The sequence below is a fragment of the Agrobacterium sp. InxBP2 genome (genome assembly GCF_026191755.1).
Taxonomy (GTDB): Bacteria; Pseudomonadota; Alphaproteobacteria; order Rhizobiales; family Rhizobiaceae; genus Agrobacterium; species Agrobacterium pusense.
In genome coordinates this window covers 69,491-88,062 of sequence record NZ_JAINDY010000018.1, presented here as the reverse complement: position 1 = coordinate 88,062, position 18,572 = coordinate 69,491, and the positions used below count along the sequence as shown (strand labels likewise).

The window sequence follows — 18,572 nt, the reverse complement described above, 5'->3', positions numbered from 1 at the left end:
ACTGGCTCCTTCATAGCACCTTGGACTGAGCACCCCGCTCGCTGCGAAGCGCGGTGCGAAGATCAAATCAGACGGTCCATGTATCGATGATCAGGGCGTTGGCCTTCTTGTGCAAAAGCACGCAGTCCAGAACGTCCTGTGGCAGGATCGGGATGATGCCGGGGATCAGTGCCGGTTCTCCGTGCCCGTAGAGGGCCTGCAGGGCGAAGCGACATGCGTAGACTTTGCCGCCTTCCTTCATGAAGCGCTCAAGGTTCTTGTTGAAATTCAGATGACCGGGGAAAGCTTCATCGCCGAGCTTGGGGAAACCGCGTTGGATCCCCAGTGTCACGCCGGGGCCGTAAAGAAGGATCGAGGTCTCATAGCCTTTCCGCTGTAGGCGAATGGCGTTGAGGATGTTCACGAGACCGATTGAGCCTTCGAACGCCACGGTGTGGAAGGTAACAAGCGCCTTTTCACCAGCATCGGCTTTTACGTCCTCAAAAACCTTGGACTCGTAGTCGACAAAGAAGTCACCATCCTTGTGCGGCGGTTGCGTTACTTCAGGCATGTCTGCATCTCCTTAAGCGGGGTTGATGCAGAAACGATACGAAGGAAATTGAATGAATCAATAAACAGTTCAATATCCATACAATAATTTATTGTCGAAAGACAAAATTGCAAATATTCTGTGCAGTCTGCTCATTAAACATTCGCATTTGAGGCCGTTGTGAACGATTTATAAGCTAACAAACTTTGTCAATTTGCTACTTGAACAGCCAGACTTTTATCCATACAATACGAAACAATGACCAATAGGGCATATTAATATGTTAAAGTGGCTCCCGGAGCTTCGCCCGGACGGCAAGCCTCGATACCTTCAGATTGCGGACGCAATCGAGCTGGCAATCAAACGGGGCGATATCGCTGCCGGAGATCGACTGCCGCCGCAGCGCAGGCTCGCCGAGCGTCTATCCATTGACTTCACGACAGTCAGTCGCGCCTACGCCGAAGCGCATTCACGTCGCCTCGTTGAGAGCCACGTTGGAAGAGGTACCTTTGCCCTTGGTCGACCGAAGGAGGAACATCAGATCGATCCTCGCCGGGCCGGCGATGAGGATTTGTCAATGAACATGCCTCCCGAACCTCAAGATCCGGACCTTGTGGCGCGGATGCAGGATGGGCTGCAGACTGTCTCAGCCAACCTGATCTCTCTTCTCCGCTACCAGTCTACAACCGGCGGTGAACAGGATAAAGCGGCAGCATCTTCATGGCTCTCAAAAAGGGGAATGGTGCCGAGCCTCGAGCGGATCGCGATCACTCCAGGAGCCCATGCAACCATGACGGCGATTCTGTCGACAATGACGAGACCCGGAGATGTGGTGCTTTGCGAGGCGGTCACCTACCCTGGCTTGCGGGCGATCGCGGCTCGCATGGGATTGCAACTCGTGGGAATTCCGATGGACGCTTCCGGCATTCTGCCGGACGCGCTTGACGCCGCCATCCACTTGCATCAACCGAAAGCGTTGTATCTCAATCCTACGGTTCACAACCCCACGACATTGACAATACCCCGGGGCCGGCGGATGGAAATTGCTGAGGTGATCCTTCGGCACAGACTGCCCCTGATCGAAGATGACGCATATGGTTTCATCCCTGCAGCCGCGCCTGTCCCATTCGCAACGCTCGCGCCTGACCTTACTTGGCACATAGGGGGATTGGCAAAATGTCTCGGCGCAGGATTGCGTTTAGCCTATACGGTTTCCCCCAATACCAGGGCTGCATATTCACTTTCCCAGGCAATGCGCGCGAGCGCAGTGATGCCTTCACCGATCTGCATGGCGCTCTCGACGCGATGGATTGAGGATGGGACTGCGGATGCCGTCCGACACTTCGTCCGGACGGAAAGCTCAGCCCGACATAAGATCGCGATCGAAGCGCTTCCAGACTTAGATGTCAGAGGCGAACCGGAAGCTTTCAGCATATGGCTAAAGCTGCCCAAGGGTTTCAGCAGAGCGGAACTTATGGGACGGATGGCCGGTCGTCATGTCGGGTTGATGCCGTCAGACGCATTTACTGTTCTTGGCGCACCTGACGAGCATGTCAGAGTGTGTCTTGGGGGCATCGTCAACCGCGAGCAACTGCGCGCCGGATTGCTATTCATGGCGAACTCGCTTTCCGACGGTGGCTGGATGGGCTGACAACGTACCCGTTAAACTACCTGATGAATTCGTCATTATCGACGGTGAGGTTGTCGCCATGGTTGGGCAAGGGCGGGCCCTTTCGGGGTCCTGACAAAGCTGAGACCCTAAGTCGTTGTGGATAGACCTCTTTATAACCCACCCTTTTGCGCTCCGGCCTGATGTTGGCGACAGGAGGGAGAAGTAGCATTCACTCGTGATGATCTCGGCTTTTCCGCTCGTTATGGAAAGAGGCGAGGTGCAGCGTCAAGTAGGAGCCAGTATCATCCACTACGCCGCCTTCCCTGGCACTTTCAGAAGAAGCAGGTTCAATCCTTCCGAAATCAGTGGGTGCGCAATGATCGAATCGCGAACCGCAGTGTAAGGAAGCCTTGCAATCATGGCCATTTGCACTGCGGTGACAACTTCACCCGCGTTCGTACCCAGCATCGTAAACCCGAGAATCTGGTCGGAATGAGCGTCGACCAGAACCTTCATGAAGCCGCGCATAGCGCCATTGGTGCGAGCGCGTGGCACGGCGGTCATTGGGAGCTTCGCCACGCGGACTGCTATGCCGCGCTCGCTTGCCTCTCTTTCATTCAGGCCAATGCGTCCTAGTTCCGGTTCAATGAACATGGCATAGGGAATGACGCGATCACGCGTGGTGCGGTCTCCGCCTGATAGCTGAGACTTTAACACCCTGTAGTCGTCGTAAGACGCATGGGTAAACATCGGTGTCCCGGCCACTTCGCCGATCGCCCAGGTATTCGCAGCTGAAGTCGCTAACCGCTCATCGACCTCGATGATGCCGCGTTCGTCTACATTTACGCCAGCCAGATCCAGTCCGAGATCCGAGGTGAGAGGTGTTCTCCCCGCCGCGACGAGAATGTGGGTTCCGGTGACGTTTGTTTCGTCGCTAAGTGAGACCGAGACGTAACTACCCGACCGCCCTTGAACTTCAACCGCCTTTACGCCCGTCCTGATAGTGATGCCATCCTCTCGAAACGCTGTTTCGATTGCTTCGGAGACATCTACGTCTTCGCGGTTGGCAACGTGGGGCGTCTCCTGAAGAACGGTCACTTTGCTACCAAGCCGGTGAAACGCCTGAGCCATTTCGAGGCCAATGTAGCCGCCACCGATCACGATCAATTCTTCGGGCGTTTCTGTTGTCTCGAGAGCCTCTACATGGGTCAAGGGTTCACTGGCGCGAAGCCCTGGAATACCCGGAATGGACGCTCGGGTACCTGTATTGATAAAGACATGCGTGCCCTCCACAGTCCGCGTCCCGCCGTCATTCAGTTCGACTGTGATTGTTCTCGGAGCTGTGAAGCGGCCTGTCCCAAGAATGAGGTCGAAACCCGAGGCGATAAAACTCTTCATGTTGATATCGACCATTTCGGATACAACTGTGCGAATACGATCATATGCGGCGCGCATATCCGGTTTGAATGAAGCCGGTGCGGCGGACTTTGCCGCGTGGGCAGTGCGGGCACTTTGGATCAAAGTCTTGCTAGGAATGCAGGCGACATTGATGCAAGACCCGCCAATCATTCCTTTTTCGATGAGCGCGACACTCTTGCCTGCCGTTGCGAGCTCTATCGCAAGTGTCTTCCCGCCTTTTCCGCCACCCAGGAAAACGTATTCAAAATGTTCGATGTCAGACATTGTCATTCCTTCCTCGTGTTGATGTATCCGATGTGGCCGCGTGTCGCGGCTGCGATCTGCCGCGTGGATGCGATAGGGTTGTCAGGGCGCCGCCACTGGATAAGCGGTGCCCCCAAACGGCTCTTGAGCCAGAAATCTGTAGGTGTAGGTCCGGCGCAGGAACCGCCAGCCGTCGGCCTGCCGGATGACGTCGTCGTTATAAACGGCGAGGTTATCGTAGAATGTGTTTGCTCCGCGACCGTGCTCGCGTATCACAAAGCGCGCGGTTGCGTGGTCGCCGTTGAGACTGAGCACGCCGGAATGGGTCATCTGCATGAAGTAGTGCTCTATTGTGAACAACTGATTCAACATCTTTCGTATGCCGTCCCGTCCTTCACCGCGCAAAGGAAGGGGCTGACCAATCTCCCAAACGGCTCCATCTTCCGCCCAGGTCGAAATAAACGCGTCAACGTCTCGCTCATTCACTGCATCGGAGACGCGTGCAGCGAGTTGCTGAATGGCCAGTTGATCTTCCAGGCGCTGCAAGCGCATCAAGGACTGATCAGACATTCCTTTGCTCCTCATATTCGAGACGGCGAGCGACGAGAGCGACGAGCATTAGACCGCCAACCAGTCCAACGTGCTCCAGGAAGGAGGCGAGAGCATCAAAGTGGGCAGCCCCTTGTATCGCCCAGAACGGGTGAGCGAACACCGCACCAAGCGCCGTAAAGACACCCAGTATTCCGGCTCCAAGCCAAACCAACTGGCCAGTAAGAATGAGAAGTGATCCTGCAATCTCAACGGCCACGGTGAGGGCAGCCATAAATTCCGGCGCGGGCAAGCCATAGCTAACCTGTTCCGCAACCGCCGCACCGAAATCAAACAAGTGTCCGAACGCCGAAACGAGGAAAACCAAGACGATCGCAAGACGGGCAGCGAGCCACGTGCCGCGCCAATCGAGTATCTTGGCGATCAATGGTGGAGCCTTGAGTTTGATCATCTCTCTCTACCTCTTGGATTTGTCAGGAAGGGGCCACTGAAGTCGGCCTCACGTTTTGTCTGGTGTTTGACGGCTGCCCCCGGCCCTAGCGCGCGAGCTATCGCTCAACGTACGGCTTGAGATTTTCCCTGAACGACGGTTACCTGACGTTTCCACTGAACATTCCCCCTTTGAACACGGGTGCCTTGGGATCGGTGGTGAAGAGGACGATGTCTGAATCGGTCAACGCCTCGATGGCTTGTGACTCCGTACCCAGATAGTAAAATTCGCCGGCGCTGATCGTGATTTCGCCTAGACGTATCTCGCCCTCGAAGACGAAGAGCAGGTTCACTGAAGACGGCGTAGGCAGGGTGGGGATCTGCAAGCGCCGTCCGGCATGAAGACGAGCATCTCGTACCCAAGCTTGAGCGCGAACTTCGAATATGGCACCACTCGGTGCTACGAGCAGTCGCCACTCGTCCTCACTGTACGCGCTGTCGAGACCTTCGAACTGTACCTTGGGCTCAAGATCGCCTTTGCGAGGACGCAAGAAAATCTGCAGGGCCTTGGTCGGCTCGTCACCAATGACACGCTCTTCATGCTGAAAGGTATGACCCGCGTTCATCATCATGAGGCGCTGAGCGTTTACCTCCTCACGATTGCCAACCGTGTCCAGATGCAACATCCGCCCACCTCGCTTGTAGGTGAATATCTCGTCATCCTTGTGGGGATGCATGGCTATGACGTGACCCGGCTGGATCAGCGCGCGATCAATGCGGCCGATCGCTCCAATACCGCTGTCGCCTCCGTCAAGCGCCGTCCCAGGATAGAAGATCTCGACACCAAATCCGTGTTTCCAGTCGCCGTGTTTTACAGAGGGATCGATTTTAATCGGTTTCATTGCAATTCTCCTTTTGTCTGCCTTTGCGAGCGCCTGAAGCTGAGCCGACGTTCTCATTTTGATTTCATTGATCTCAGTGCAGTTGCCGACTGCGACGAGCGCCCCGCCTGAGCGCCGACTTTCTACCCATTTTGAAGGATCGGCATTCTGAGCGGCACTCGTCGCCGCAGGCCATGGATTAGGCTCTCTGGTCATGCCGCTAAGGGACCTCTCGGTGCTTTCGCGACGAAAGCGAGCAGGATGAGCCCCGCCATCGCACAGTAGAATGTCAGCCAGAACGCATCGATATAGGCGAGAGTGTTCGCTTGCTTCTGAACTTGCTGAGCAACCAATGCGGTGGCCCGGCTCGTGGCGAGGCTTTGCCCCGAGCTCGCCACTGCCCGTCCGATCGCCGAGATCGCATCCGCCGAGATTTCCGATCCGCGTTGCAAGTTCAGGCCGACGGCATAGGAATGGAACTGCTCGCCCTTGCGAATGAACGTCGTCATCAAGGCCTGCGCAGTCTGTGTTCCCAGCACGCGGATGACCTGGATATAGGCAGCCACTGCAACTGCACGTTTGGGATCGCCATGGGCGATGGCGACAGCGATGACAGGCAGGAACGTGAGAATATGACCTGCCCCCTGTAGCACCAGCATGGTCCTGAAGTTTTCGCCACTCCAGTCGGAAGTGAGACCCGTGCCGATCAAAGCTGCACCCGCAAAGCAGCACAGGCCAGCAAACAGGACCAGACGGCCGTCTATGCGATGCATTGCCCAGACAGCCACCGGGGTCATGACGATCAAAGGCACACAGGCCCAAATCACGAGCGTGGAGCCCACCTGCTCAGGCCGAAGCTGCATGACATTAATGAGGAAGTTCGGAACCAACGCGGTATTGGAACTGGCGCTCATCAGGTAGAAGAGCGATACCACCAGCAGCAAGATGACGTTTCGCGCGCTGATCGCGCTTATGCTCGCCCATGGATGCGCGACCAGCACTTCGTTCAGGAAAAATGCTATCATCAAGGCGAAGCCGCCGAGAAGCGTTGATACGACGACTCCATTCTCAAACCAGTCCAACCGGTTACCCTGGTCAACCGCGACGAAAAGCATGGCCAATCCACTGCCAAAGAGGATCATGCCTCCCCAGTCGGCGTTGCGAATGAGTTCGCGGTTGGGCTCCCGGCGCGCTGTTCCCTTAAGGATGAGCAGTGCCATCAAAGGGGCAAGCACGACATCCTGCCAGTACAGTAGTTGCCACCCCAGATGCTGAACATAAAGATCAAGAAGACCGGTACCCGCATTCGTCGTGAACGCTGCACGGAAGGCATAAAAACCGATCGCCGACATCCACCACTTCGATGGCAGGGTCTGAAAGATGATCATCAGGGTTGCAGGGATAAACAGGCCAAGCAACGCGCCGTGAACTATGTGAAGTCCAATGAGGACGTGATAGTCCCGGGCGAACGGTATAATTGCTGATACGAGAGCGTAGATAACTGCAGGTCCGACAATGACGCGGCGTATTCCATAGGCAGCGGCAAACCAAGCGACCGCAGGCGCCAGGATAATCTGAGGCGCTGTGGCCAATGTGCTCAGCCATGCGCCTTCGTCGTAACTGAGGCCGAATGCGCCTTTCAGATCGACGAGGCCTATCCCGAACATGCGGCTATGAAAGCCAACCATGAATGGCCCAAGCAGCACCGCGAACACTGCCAGCAATGGACGATGCATGGCGACGGAATTCGGATGAGCCGGCATTGTTACGATGTTGGCCATAGTTGCCCACCTCTACTCAGGCTTGACCGCTACCGAGACGACCGCAGACATGCCCGATCTCAGTTTGGCAAGTGCCGGCGATGGCTCGAAATCGATGCGGACCGGAATGCGCTGGACAACCTTGGTGAAATTGCCCGTGGCATTGTCTGCCGGCAGAAGCGCGAACTGAGAGCCAGACGCGGGTGAAAGGCGGCTGACCTTTGCCACAAAGATTTCGCCAGGCAGCGTATCGACACTCACCGTGGCGACCTGACCCTCCTTCATCAACCCGAGCTGTGTTTCCTTGAAATTGGCGATCAGATAGACCGATGGTAGCGGTACGATGGATATTGTGTTCGACCCTGGGGTTACGTAATCGCCGACATGAACCTGCCGCTCGCCGACAACGCCGTCAAAGGGCGCCGTGATCTTCGTGTAGGACAGCAAAAGTTCAGCAGATTGCAGAACCGCCTTGGCTGAATCGATATTCGCAGTAAGTTGCCCTTTTTGACCCTCGATGAATGAGAGCTGGGCCTGCGCCGACGCGATGGCAGCTGTTGCTGCGGATACGGAAGCTGATGAAACCTGTACCTGCGCCAGTGCCTGTTCTTTTTTCTGCTGAACACCAGCGCCACTTTGGGAGAGCGCGATCTGTCGATTGGCCTCTGTCTGAGCAAGGTCGGCATTTGCTTGTGTCACCGCTAATTGGGCGCTCGCTTGCGTGATAGCAGCACGCTGGAGCTCTTCCTGATTTGCAAGGTTGTTCAACTGCGCAAATGCTGCCTCCAGGGCCGCTTTGGCTTGATCGCGCTTTGCCTCATAATCGGAAGGATCGATCTGAAAGATCACATCACCGGCCTTGACGGAAGCGAAGTCAGACACGTTCACTGCGCTGACATTGCCGCTTACCCGCGCGCTCAACCTACTCATTTCTGCGCGAACATAGGCGTTGTCCGTTGTCTGCGTCGCAGCGCCCGCGGTCCAGACGTCCCATTGTTGTGAACTCAAAGCCACCATCGCCGTTACTGCAGCCACGACAGCGAGTGGTACCAGAATCTTCGTGTAGTCACGCGCCGTACTGCTTGCCGGCGTCTGCGTTTCAGCCTTCTCGGGGACAAGAACCGGGCCTGTCGTTGCGCTGCGAGACATTTTTTCTAACCTTTGCGACGCTGATAGTTTGCGCGGATTCAATGGCTCCAAGCTATTTGCAAGCATGCAGGCGAGGTAGCCCGACAATGCGACATGGAGTCTTTCGTGAAGTGGAACGATGACTTGAAGTACGGGTGTGAAAGCTTTGATTTGGTCAGGAAGCGCGCGCTTGGGATGGCCGCCGCTGATTTCCACTAAACATGCCACCGCGATAGGACTCAGCCTTGGGATCGAACGCAAAGAGGACGACATCAGCCTTTGACAACGCACGCATCCGGCCGTCGCTGTTTGTCAGGAACACGCTTTCACCTTCCGTGAAAACCTCATCCTCAAAGGCGATCTCTCCGCTGTAGACGTAAAGCAGCATGTCCCGGCCTCTATCAGAAACCGGGAGAGGTAGCTGAACATGGCCGCTCAGCCGCGCGTCAAAAACCCGGACGTCCGATCGCACGATCAGTGGCGCGGTCCGTGGTCCGGCAATCAGCCGCCAGCTGTCGATGCTCTCTTCCTCCGCAAACTCATGAAATTGAACCTTCGGCTCAAGATCGGAAACGCTTGGTCGCAGAAATATCTGCAGCGCCTTGATCGGGCGGTCGCCGAGCATCAGTTCCTCATGTTGGAACGTATGGCCGGCATTCATCATCATGAACTGCGTGGTGCCGAGCTTCTTCTCGTTTCCCACCGTGTCGCGATGAAGCATCTCGCCGCCCCGGATATAGGTGAGGATCTCGTCGTCCTTGTGCGGGTGCATGCCGATCAGATGACCGGGCTGCACCTGCGCGCGGTCAATTCTCCCGATCGGGCCGATCCCGCTATCGTCCGAGGTCAGCGTCAGTCCGGGGTACAGGATCTCGACGCCGAAGCCATGGGCGAAGTCGCCGCGTGTTTGCCCCGCAGGCACTTTGGTCATGGTCGTGGTCATGGAAATGCTCCTTTCATTAGGACGCGGGCTCTTTTGCCCGCGCCAAGACGACCAATGCGCGCTCAGTGGTAGTTGAGGATGCCGACCAGCTTCTGACCGAGCGGGCTGGTCCAGTCGACGGCAAGCTCTGAGATGATCTGGTCGACGGTGGTGATAATTGCGCCAGCCTTTTCCATGCGGCGCAGGGCGATGTCGTCACCGTACTTGGTGTAGGAGGCTGAGGCGTCTGCCGAAACCTGCACCTCATAACCTTCGTCGAGCATCTGCAGGACCGGGAAGGTGACACAGATCTCGGTCGTCACGCCTGCGACGAACAGCTTCTTTCGGCCGGTCGCCTTGACCGCCTGGTTGAATCCGTCGTGATGCATGGCGTTCACGATGCCAGGACGCTTAACGCGTGCTTCGAAGGCTTCAGGCAAAATGGCTTCGAGTTCCGGCAGAAGCGGTCCCTGAACCTGGTCTTCCATGCTGGACGTCAGGATCGTCGGAATGTTAGCGGCTTTGGCGATGCGGGCAAGCTTCAGCGCGTTCTGCTTAACCAGATTGATGTCGTGCGAGTGGGTCCATGCCATCGTGCCGATCTGATGGTCGATGAGCAGCATCGCGGAGTTTTCGGGGGTAAATACGGCCTTATGCATTGTCGTGTTCCTTTTCCTTGTCGGCGGCGGTTAGTAAGTTGGGTTTCGATCCGTCCGATGAGTTGAATTTAGCGTTGCAGACTTCGGCGCGGTAGCTCTATGATTGGCCACTCTGTGGAACGAAAAATGGAACGCTAGAAATGATCAGCTTCGAGGACATGCAGACATTCGTGGAGGTGGCGGACGGTGGTGGCATCACAGTTGCCGCTAAGCGCCTCGGCCTGCCAAAGTCGATCGTCAGCCGGCGGCTTGTGCGCCTCGAGAGTGAGCTCGGCGTCCAGCTTCTCGCGCGCACGACAAGAGGTGCGTCTTTGACTGAAGCAGGCGCCTCTTTCCGGGAACATGCGGCCCGCATGTGCCTGGAGATGGATGTCGCCCGCGAAGAAATGCTGCCGACGGGAGAGCTACGGGGACGCCTTCGCGTGGCTGTTCCATCGTCCTTCGGTCCTGGACACTTCGCGCCTGCGCTCGCGGAACTCGCCCGGCGGCATCCGCTGCTGCAGCTGCACGCACATTACAGCGACAGATACGTCGACCTTGTCGCTGACGGCTTTGATTGTGGAATACGCGTCGGCTATCTGCAGGACTCGAGTTTGACTGCGCGCAAGATTGGAGTATTTCCGGTCGGTCTGTTCGCAAATCCGGAATATCTGCGCGTCCACGGCGTTCCGCAAAAACCGTCAGATCTGCTTGAGCATCAAGCCATCCTCCAGGGGACGGAAAGCTGGAAGGTCTCAGACGGCAGCCGGACCGTGATCATCAGCGGTCAAGGAAGGTTTAAGGCTGACAGCGCCGCGGGTATCGCGGAAGGAACCGCAGCTGGGCTGGGCATTGCGGCACTACCTGTCGTGATCGCGCAAAGCTATCTCGAGGCTGGCACGCTTACTCCGATCATGGAGCAATATAGCTTGCCTGAGGTCGGAATTTATATCGTGCGGCCGCCAGGATCACACGTGTCGCGAAAAGTGAGAGTACTGATCGACTTTTTTGTAGAGCGTTTCGCGACGGTCTCTGGGGAAGCGCCACGCGGGAGAGCGTAAGTCTATGTCGAATGATGACGCTTCTGAAACGCCGCGCCCCAGTCGCGCATCGCCATTAACACTGGCGTAAGCGTCTTCCCGAAGGGAGTGAGCGAGTATTCAACACGTGGTGGGACTTCGGCAAACACTTCGCGAGCCACAATCCCGTCGGCTTCTAGCTCGCGGAGCTGCATCGTGAGCGAGCGCTGGCTCGGGTCGCCGACCAAGCGTCGTAGCTCACCAAAGCGTCGTGGACCGGCGAGAAGCCGATAAATGATCATCGGCTTCCATTTTCCGCCGGTAACATCAACGGTCGTTTCGACGGGGCACTTCTGGCCAGCAGTCATTATGCGCTCCAATAGTGTACTTTCTATACCTATAGGCAAAACTGTTGCCTACTTGCAAGTGCGCTTGTCTTGGACCTAGTTGAGGGTAGTTACTCGAAGGTGAGTTATGCGAGCTGCTTTTTACGACCGGCAGGGATCGGCTAAAGATGTGCTAACCGTGGGCGGACTTCCTGATCCGCAGCCTGGCGCGGGAGAGGTTCGCGTGAGGATTGTCGTCTCCGGTATCAATCCGTCCGATATCAAGACGAGAACCGGATTTGGCGGCAAGGCCATGCCATTTCCCAGGATCGTGCCGCACCAGGACGGGGCGGGGATCATCGACGCCGTCGGTACCGGCGTGCCTCCGTCGCGCCTCGGCGAGCGCGTCTGGATCTACATGGCGCAGTGGGGTAGGGCGTTCGGTACTGCGGCGGAATTTGTCGTCGTGCCGACCGTTCAAGCCGTAAAGCTTTCCGACAACGTGTCGTTTGAGATCGGGGCCTCGCTCGGCGTTCCAGCAATGACCGCGCATCGATGCCTTTTTGCCGACGGCGACCTGCGCGGCAAACGGGTACTTGTCCAAGGTGGAGCAGGGGCCGTTGGTAATGCGGCAATCCTGCTTGCAAAATGGGCGGGTGCGTGGGTGGCTGCGACGGTGAGCCGAGAAGACCAAGCGGAGGTCGCGTGGCGGGCTGGGGCAAATCTCGTCATCAACAGGCACGAAGAGGATGTCCCAGAGCGAGTACGGTCGGCAACCGGCGACCATGGTGTCGATCGTATTGTCGATGTCGATCTCTCTGCAAACATCGACGCGGCGATCTCCTGCCTCGCCCGCGACGGGGTCGTCTCGGCCTACTCGACGGAGTCGCCGCAAGCTAAGTTAGCCATCCCATTCTTTCCCGCATTGCTCGGCGGATTCTCGTTTCGTTTCGTCTACGTTTATACGATGCCGGAAGCCGCTATGCGGCAGGCGGCCGAAGAGGTTTCGGCCTGCGCTGCCTCTGCGGCATACACTCCGCAAATCGCGAAAACATATCCTCTTGACGCCGTGACCGAAGCACACGAATTGCAGGAGAGCGGCAAAGCTGTCGGAAAGGTCCTTGTGCGACTTTGAACGGGTTGACGCGCGAGGCCAAGCTCCGCGCGTCGTGGCTAAGATCATGAAATGATGGCCTTCGGCTCCAGAAATGCCTCAAGGCCGAACACTCCATACTCGCGGCCGATGCCCGACTGCTTGAAGCCTCCGAAAGGAGCAAGCGGTTCGTGGGGTGCCCCGTTGATGACGACGCGTCCGCTGTCGAGCCTATCCGCAAGCGCCTGCATGCGTGCCACGTCGGTGCCATGCAGGTAGGCTTGAAGTCCATAAGGAGTGTCGTTGGCGATCGAAACGGCTTCGTCATCGTCGCGGTACGAAATCAAGGACAGGACTGGTCCGAATATTTCCTCTCGCGCGATGCGCATCTGGTTGTTGACGTCGGTGAAAATCGTCGGCTTCGTAAACCATCCGCGAGGCAGCCCTTCAGGCCGACCCGGCCCCCCCACCAGCAGGCTGGCGCCCTCTTGCAATCCCAGTTCAATGTAGGACTGGACGCGGTCATACTGTTTCTGGCTGACCATCGGGCCGATCATCGCATCCGGATCATCTGGCGCGCCGACCTTGAATGCGTTTATCTCCTGCTTCAGCTTTGATACAACGTCGTCGAGGCGATGGCTTGGAACCAGAATGCGGGTGCCTGCAACGCAGGCCTGGCCACTGTTGACAAAGCCCATCCTCAAAACGGCAGGGATGACCACCTCAAGATCGGCGTCGTCGAGAATGATGTTCGGTCCCTTGCCGCCAAGCTCAAGCGTGACACGCTTGAAGCTATCGGCAGCACTTCGCAGAATTTCCCTGCCAACCGCGGTCGAGCCGGTGAAGGTTATCTTGGAAATTTCAGGATGCCGGCTGAGTTCGGCGCCGACGACGTTCCCGAGCCCGTTGACGATATTGAAGACACCTTCCGGCAGTCCCGCTTCGTGAAGGCACTCGAGGAGGATATGCGTCTGGATAGCGCTCATCTCGCTCGGCTTGATGACGATGGTCGTGCCGGCGGCGATTGCGGTTGCCAGCTTCGAGGTAATAAAACCGATATTGCTGTTCCAGGGCGTGATGGCAGCGGCGACGCCGGAGGGTTGCATAACGACACGAGCGCGGCCGATCTTCCGCTCGAACTGATAGTCTTCTAGAACGGTTGCCATAGTGGCAAAGCTTGATGCGGCATGCGGGACAGAAAACCGTGTGAAGACTTGCGGCGCCCCATACTCAAGTGCCATAGCTTCGGTTAAGTCTGGCACGCGCGCAAGAACAGCCGCGTTCAACTTCTTAAGCATGTCGATGCGCTCAGCTTTCGCCGTACGCGAAAAGGCGCGAAATGCACGCTTTGCCGCGGCCACAGCTTCTTGAGCGTCTTCGGCGTCGCCGAGGCGAACCGTGCCAATTTTTTCCTCCGTCGAGGGATTGTGGAGATCGATGGTCTCCGTTCCATTTGGCGTGACGAACCGTCCGTCGATGTAAATCGTGTCGATGTTGCGCATCTTAAACTCCTATTCGCAGTAGAGACATATTTGGCATCTGCAAACTGTCCTGATAAGATGGCCAAAAACGCTCAGGCTGATAGGAGATTACGGACAATGATGCGCGGCTCACTCGCGGAACTGGAGGCTGTCCTTGCCGTTTCCTCTCGGGGTGGTTTCAGGGCAGCAGCGCGTGAACTCGGGATCTCGTCTTCGTCGCTCAGCCAGCAGATCGCGACCTTAGAGACGCGCATGGGTGTGAGGCTATTCAACCGTTCGACCCGAAGTGTTGTTCTTTCGGCGGCGGGCGAGCAATTTGTCGCCAGCGTCGGTCCGGCGCTTGAGGCGATCCGGAGCGCGGTCGAGCACGTCAATGAACACCGGGCGGAAGCGACCGGCACTCTGCGGATCAACACGTCGGTGGGCGCAACGCGGATGATCCTGACGCCGCTGATCCTGGAGTACATGCGCCTGAACCCGCAGATGGCGGTGGAGATCGTTACGGAGGGCGCCCTGGTCGACGTCAATGCCAAAGGCTTCGACGCTGGGATCAGGATCCGAGAGGCCGTTCCTCCCGACATGGTGGTCGTCCCGATCGGTGATAGTATCCGACCCGCTATCGTTGGGTCGTCTGATTACTTCCGCCGTCATGAAAAGCCTCAGGTCCCGGCGGATCTCCAAAATCACCTGTGCATCCGTGCCCGAATGGCAAGCGGAACCATCTATCGCTGGGAGTTCGAGCGGCGAGGGGAAAGTTTCGCGCTTGACGTTCCCGGGAAGCTCGTGCTCGACGACAGCGACCTTATGCTTCACGCCGCGCGTGAAGGGGCAGGGCTCGCCTACCTAAGTGAGTGGCAGGTCAAAGATGATCTTGCTGCCGGCAAGCTAGAGCAGGTGCTTGGTGACTGGACCCCGCCTTATCCGGGCTTATGTCTCTACTATCCCGGCCGACGAAATACCCCGGCGAAGCTCCGCCGGCTCGTGGACTTGATCCACGAGATTCGGCAGACTCTGGATATCGAAAGATCGTCATGAATTCGATGTTTCGTTGCGCTCTCGCTGAATACGAGCCAAACCCCGGAGTTTTCGAAAAGAGAGAAGCGCTGGCGGCCACCTCTCCCCTCCCGGCAAGACTTATTTCTGGATGAATGCCAGCATGTCCGCGTTCAGGACATCAGAGTTGGTAGCAAGCATACCGTGTGGGTAACCGGGATAGACCTTCAGGGTACTATTCTTGAGCAACTTCACGGCAAGTTCTGCAGACGCCTTGACGGGGACGATCTGGTCGTCGTCGCCATGCAGGACGAGCGTCGGCACTGAAATCTTCTTCAGGTCCTCAGTCTGGTCGGTTTCCGAGAATACCTTGATTCCCTCATAGTGGGCCTTGGCGCTCCCAATCATGCCCTGCCGCCACCAATTCTGGATCAGGCCCTGCGAGATCTTGGCGCCTGGTCGGTTAAAGCCGAAGAAGGGCCCTGACGGAAGATCGAGATAAAACTGGGCCCGATTGTCGGCCAATGCCTTTCGTAGGCCATCAAAGGCTTCAATAGGTGTACCATCGGGGTTAGATGGTGTTCTCAGCATCAGCGGTGGAATTGCACTAACGAGAATAGCCTTCGCCACACGGCCTTGCGGCTCACCGAAGTCGGCGACATAGCGAGCTGTCTCGCCGCCGCCCGTCGAGTGGCCGATGTGGACAGCATTCTTGATGTCTAGATGCTCGTAGACTGCCGAGGCGTCGGCGGCATAGTGGTCCATGTCATGACCATCGCTTACCTGCTGTGAACGACCGTGCCCACGTCTATCATGAGCGATCACCCGGTAGCCCTTCGAGAGGAAGAACAGCATCTGGTTGTCCCAGTCGTCGGACGACAGCGGCCAGCCATGATGGAACACGATCGGTTGGGCGTCTTTCGGACCCCAATCTTTGTAAAAGAGGTTTACCCCGTCTTTGGTGGTGATGAATGCTTCTGTCATTGCCGTTTCTCCTTCTGGGGTGACTGGTACGTTGCCTGTTGCAGCGAAGGCTGGGATTCCAGAGGCCAGCAGCAGTGCTGAGCCTCCGAGCAAGATGTCTCGCCGCGAGACGTCAAATGGGTGATCTTTACTCATGTTAGTCCTCATGCTGATGGCGTGGCGTTCACTTGCTTCGAAGATCAGAAAATAATCGAAGCGTGCTCGGTTTTAGACGCCCTTGTAGACGAGGCGTGTGAAGAAGGCGGGGCTGATGATCGCCTTGCCCCATTGCTCGTCAAAAGCCTCGGTCGGGTTGGCTGCGACCGCCTCCTCGACAGAGCGGCCGGCTGATTTGAGCCTTGCGACGTTGTCCCGGATGGTGGCTAGCATCTCGTGATAATACTTCAGCTCGTCCAGCGACCCAAGCGGCTTGCCGTGGCCTGGAATGATGACGGTATCCGCATCCACTGCAGCGATGACCTTTGCTGAAGCTGCGATCGTTCCGTCTATGCTCCCGCCAGTCGAATAATCGATGAATGGGTAAAGACCGTTCCAGAAGATATCCCCGACGTGAATGACATTTGCTTCCTCAAAATAAACGGAGATGTCGCTGTCCGTGTGGGCGGGCTGATAGGCTGTGATGGCAATCTTTGTGCCTTCGAGCTCCAGGACCTTGTCACTCGTGATCAGGGTCGCTGGGATTGCGCCGGAGGGAGAAGGCGGAAAATCGAAGTTCCAATCATCAACGCGCTGGGCCTCAAGCAGGTGACGGCGGGTGTTCTCATGGGCAATGATTGCGGCGCCTACCGAGTGCAGCCACTCGTTTCCATCTGTATGATCGAAGTGCCAATGCGTGTTGATGAGATGCGTAACGGGCTGGTCGCCCAGCTTGGAAAGGGCCTGCTCGATCCGAGCACGCGTTGCGGTGATACCGGCGTCTACGAGAACCTTACGTTGTTTGCCGGTCAAGACGGCAATATTGCCGCCGGAGCCTTCCAGCACGGCAATATTTCCACGGGTCGTATATGTGGTGATGTCGGCATGGGCTGCCGCTTCCCTGAGCGAATCCACGATCGTTCCGGATTTCGCCAGCGAATTGGATGTCAGAAAAGGCGCAACGGCGAAGGTCGCGAGCGCGCCCGTGAGGAGAGATCGGCGATTAACGGGTTGTGAATTGGCTACGGGGTTCACGGCGAGGTCCTCCTTGGTTCAAACGATGTCCAAACCATACCTCCCGGAGCGCATTCGATAATTGGCAAAGCGCGTAAGTCTTTATTCCGCTTTGCGTAACAATTTCCTGCTCGGCCACGCGTCGGTAATCAGTGCTTCGGTGGCAGGAGGAGACTGGCCGCTACAATCAACGAGGCCCTTCTCAAGAGCCTCTACGCCATTGGCCAGGGGTCACACCCGTCGACTTTGTGAAGACGCGGGTGAAATGGCTTTGATCGGAAAATCCGCAGGAGTAAGCTATCTCGGCGAGCGAAAGCGCCGTTTCTTTTAAAAGACGCTTGGCTGCTTCGACCCTGTAGGCTCGTAGCCACCTAAAGGGCGGGTTTCCGGTTGTCGTTTTAAACGCGTTGCCAAAGACAGAGACAGGCATGTCCAGACTTGCTGCTATATCAGCTAGAGAAGGCTCGACAGTCAGATCTGCTGTCAGCAAATCCTTTGCGAGACGCTCCTGTCTCATACTCAGGCGACGGAACTTCACGTCAGACCGTGGAGCAGCGGAGTAGCGCTCTACAAGGTGACTATGGAGCGCTAGAATCAGATGGTCAAACAACAGACTTTCGACGCCTTCATTATTTGCAAGGGCCGACAGAAGAGCTTGGCCAAGAAGTTCCACAAATGGGTCGACGTGTGAATTCTTTTCGAGAAGGTATGAAAATTCCGGGACGCGGTCATCGTTAGATAGCTCACGAAGGGCCATCTCGGGTAAATGAATCTGTATAGAGGAAAATGGGTTAGTGAAGAGGCCTTGCGTCTCTTCTTCGAGGTGGACCAGGTTCATCGCCCCCGCAGGATAGTCATCCGAATTGACGAAACGACCCCATTTCCATTGCTCGTGGCCGGTCATCGGTGTCAGCCACAACGAAAGAAGAAGCGCTTTTTCACTTGGCAGCGGTGTGGTTAGTTCGCGCATCGCGTGAACCACCTCAAGATGTGTGAGTGTGATGGCGGACGATTTTATCGTGACGGTGTGGCGTGTCGGTGCAGCAACTAAGCCAAAGACGTTTCCGATAACCAGCCCGATCGGCGATCTGGAAGAAGCAATGAGCTCGCGTATCTCCTCGGGGCTATCTTGCTGATCCATATTTTTCTCGATTTAGCCGCCAATAGGAAATTCGCACCTTACCTTAGCCAGAAGAGAGATTTGGTCTTGAAGATAAACAACCGATTTTGGAGAATTTTGTCCACCCCCCGATGTTAGACGTCCGACGAGAGCAATGTGTCCAAGAGATTTTTAGAGCAGCTTCTTTTGTGTTATGTGGTCGGCTGTTAGGGTTTGATCAGGGGACCGGGGGAGGTAATTGGAGGATGTAGCACCACAGGTTGGTTTCGCTATCGTCCACCCCCCTTGTTCTCCTGC

The 18,572-nt window shown here is 56.7% G+C and carries 18 protein-coding genes; 4 read left to right on the top strand and 14 right to left on the bottom strand.

The window, feature by feature from the left end:
• Positions 1-67: 67 nt before the first annotated feature.
• Positions 68-550, bottom strand: coding sequence for an MSMEG_0572/Sll0783 family nitrogen starvation response protein (locus K7A42_RS02000; protein WP_282454736.1), 483 nt, complete (start codon positions 548-550; stop codon positions 68-70).
• Positions 551-809: 259 nt separating this feature from the next.
• Between K7A42_RS02000 and K7A42_RS01995 the strand changes: the two genes are divergently transcribed.
• Complete coding sequence (locus tag K7A42_RS01995) at positions 810-2,180, top strand: PLP-dependent aminotransferase family protein (RefSeq protein ID WP_282454735.1); 1,371 nt, start codon at positions 810-812, stop codon at positions 2,178-2,180.
• A gap of 270 nt (positions 2,181-2,450) precedes the next feature.
• Here K7A42_RS01995 and K7A42_RS01990 read toward each other — a convergent pair whose 3' ends face one another.
• The 8 genes from K7A42_RS01990 to K7A42_RS01955 form a co-directional block, all read right to left on the bottom strand.
• The gene (locus K7A42_RS01990) at positions 2,451-3,824 is read right to left on the bottom strand and encodes an FAD-dependent oxidoreductase (RefSeq protein ID WP_282454734.1); all 1,374 of its coding nucleotides are present in this window, start codon (positions 3,822-3,824) and stop codon (positions 2,451-2,453) included.
• An 81-nt stretch (positions 3,825-3,905) separates the two neighbouring features.
• Positions 3,906-4,373 (bottom strand): nuclear transport factor 2 family protein, encoded by a 468-nt coding sequence (locus K7A42_RS01985; protein ID WP_282454733.1) that lies wholly within the window; start codon positions 4,371-4,373, stop codon positions 3,906-3,908.
• Positions 4,366-4,803, bottom strand: a complete 438-nt coding sequence (locus K7A42_RS01980) for a DoxX family protein (protein WP_282454732.1) — start codon at positions 4,801-4,803, stop codon at positions 4,366-4,368. The genes K7A42_RS01985 and K7A42_RS01980 overlap by 8 nt, the downstream gene beginning before the upstream one ends.
• 139 nt (positions 4,804-4,942) lie before the next feature.
• Entirely contained in the window at positions 4,943-5,683 is a 741-nt protein-coding gene (locus K7A42_RS01975; RefSeq protein WP_051674282.1) for a pirin family protein, read from the bottom strand.
• 191 nt (positions 5,684-5,874) lie between these two features.
• Positions 5,875-7,443 carry an MFS transporter gene (locus K7A42_RS01970; protein ID WP_282454731.1) on the bottom strand — a complete coding sequence of 523 codons (1,569 nt, stop codon included), beginning with the start codon at positions 7,441-7,443 and terminating at the stop codon, positions 5,875-5,877.
• A 12-nt stretch (positions 7,444-7,455) separates the two neighbouring features.
• Complete coding sequence (locus K7A42_RS01965; protein ID WP_416220892.1) at positions 7,456-8,571, bottom strand: HlyD family secretion protein; 1,116 nt, start codon at positions 8,569-8,571, stop codon at positions 7,456-7,458.
• 154 nt (positions 8,572-8,725) lie between these two features.
• On the bottom strand, positions 8,726-9,493 hold the full coding sequence (locus tag K7A42_RS01960; protein WP_282454729.1) for a pirin family protein: 768 nt from the start codon (positions 9,491-9,493) through the stop codon (positions 8,726-8,728).
• 62 nt (positions 9,494-9,555) lie between these two features.
• A complete protein-coding gene (locus K7A42_RS01955) occupies positions 9,556-10,131 on the bottom strand; it encodes an isochorismatase family protein (protein WP_034499411.1) in 576 nt (191 codons plus the stop codon).
• Positions 10,132-10,271: 140 nt separating this feature from the next.
• Here K7A42_RS01955 and K7A42_RS01950 point away from each other — a divergent pair, with 140 nt between their 5' ends.
• Entirely contained in the window at positions 10,272-11,171 is a 900-nt protein-coding gene (locus tag K7A42_RS01950; RefSeq protein ID WP_034499413.1) for a LysR family transcriptional regulator, read from the top strand.
• A gap of 2 nt (positions 11,172-11,173) precedes the next feature.
• Here the strand turns inward: K7A42_RS01950 and K7A42_RS01945 are convergent, their stop codons facing one another.
• Entirely contained in the window at positions 11,174-11,497 is a 324-nt protein-coding gene (locus tag K7A42_RS01945; RefSeq protein WP_034499415.1) for a winged helix-turn-helix transcriptional regulator, read from the bottom strand.
• Between the two features lie 106 nt (positions 11,498-11,603).
• Between K7A42_RS01945 and K7A42_RS01940 the strand changes: the two genes are divergently transcribed.
• Positions 11,604-12,590, top strand: coding sequence for an NADPH:quinone reductase (locus tag K7A42_RS01940; RefSeq protein WP_282454728.1), 987 nt, complete (start codon positions 11,604-11,606; stop codon positions 12,588-12,590).
• A gap of 44 nt (positions 12,591-12,634) precedes the next feature.
• Here K7A42_RS01940 and K7A42_RS01935 read toward each other — a convergent pair whose 3' ends face one another.
• A complete protein-coding gene (locus K7A42_RS01935) occupies positions 12,635-14,050 on the bottom strand; it encodes an aldehyde dehydrogenase family protein (protein WP_282454727.1) in 1,416 nt (471 codons plus the stop codon).
• 99 nt (positions 14,051-14,149) lie between these two features.
• Between K7A42_RS01935 and K7A42_RS01930 the strand changes: the two genes are divergently transcribed.
• Positions 14,150-15,064: a LysR family transcriptional regulator gene (locus K7A42_RS01930; RefSeq protein WP_282454770.1), complete on the top strand. Its 915-nt coding sequence runs from the start codon at positions 14,150-14,152 to the stop codon at positions 15,062-15,064.
• Between the two features lie 99 nt (positions 15,065-15,163).
• Here the strand turns inward: K7A42_RS01930 and K7A42_RS01925 are convergent, their stop codons facing one another.
• From K7A42_RS01925 to K7A42_RS01915, 3 genes are all read right to left on the bottom strand, one after another.
• Positions 15,164-16,141 carry an alpha/beta fold hydrolase gene (locus K7A42_RS01925; RefSeq protein WP_034499424.1) on the bottom strand — a complete coding sequence of 326 codons (978 nt, stop codon included), beginning with the start codon at positions 16,139-16,141 and terminating at the stop codon, positions 15,164-15,166.
• A 72-nt stretch (positions 16,142-16,213) separates the two neighbouring features.
• Positions 16,214-17,176 (bottom strand): MBL fold metallo-hydrolase, encoded by a 963-nt coding sequence (locus K7A42_RS01920; RefSeq protein ID WP_282454726.1) that lies wholly within the window; start codon positions 17,174-17,176, stop codon positions 16,214-16,216.
• A 181-nt stretch (positions 17,177-17,357) separates the two neighbouring features.
• Positions 17,358-18,296 carry a helix-turn-helix domain-containing protein gene (locus tag K7A42_RS01915; RefSeq protein ID WP_051674289.1) on the bottom strand — a complete coding sequence of 313 codons (939 nt, stop codon included), beginning with the start codon at positions 18,294-18,296 and terminating at the stop codon, positions 17,358-17,360.
• Positions 18,297-18,572: the final 276 nt, after the last annotated feature.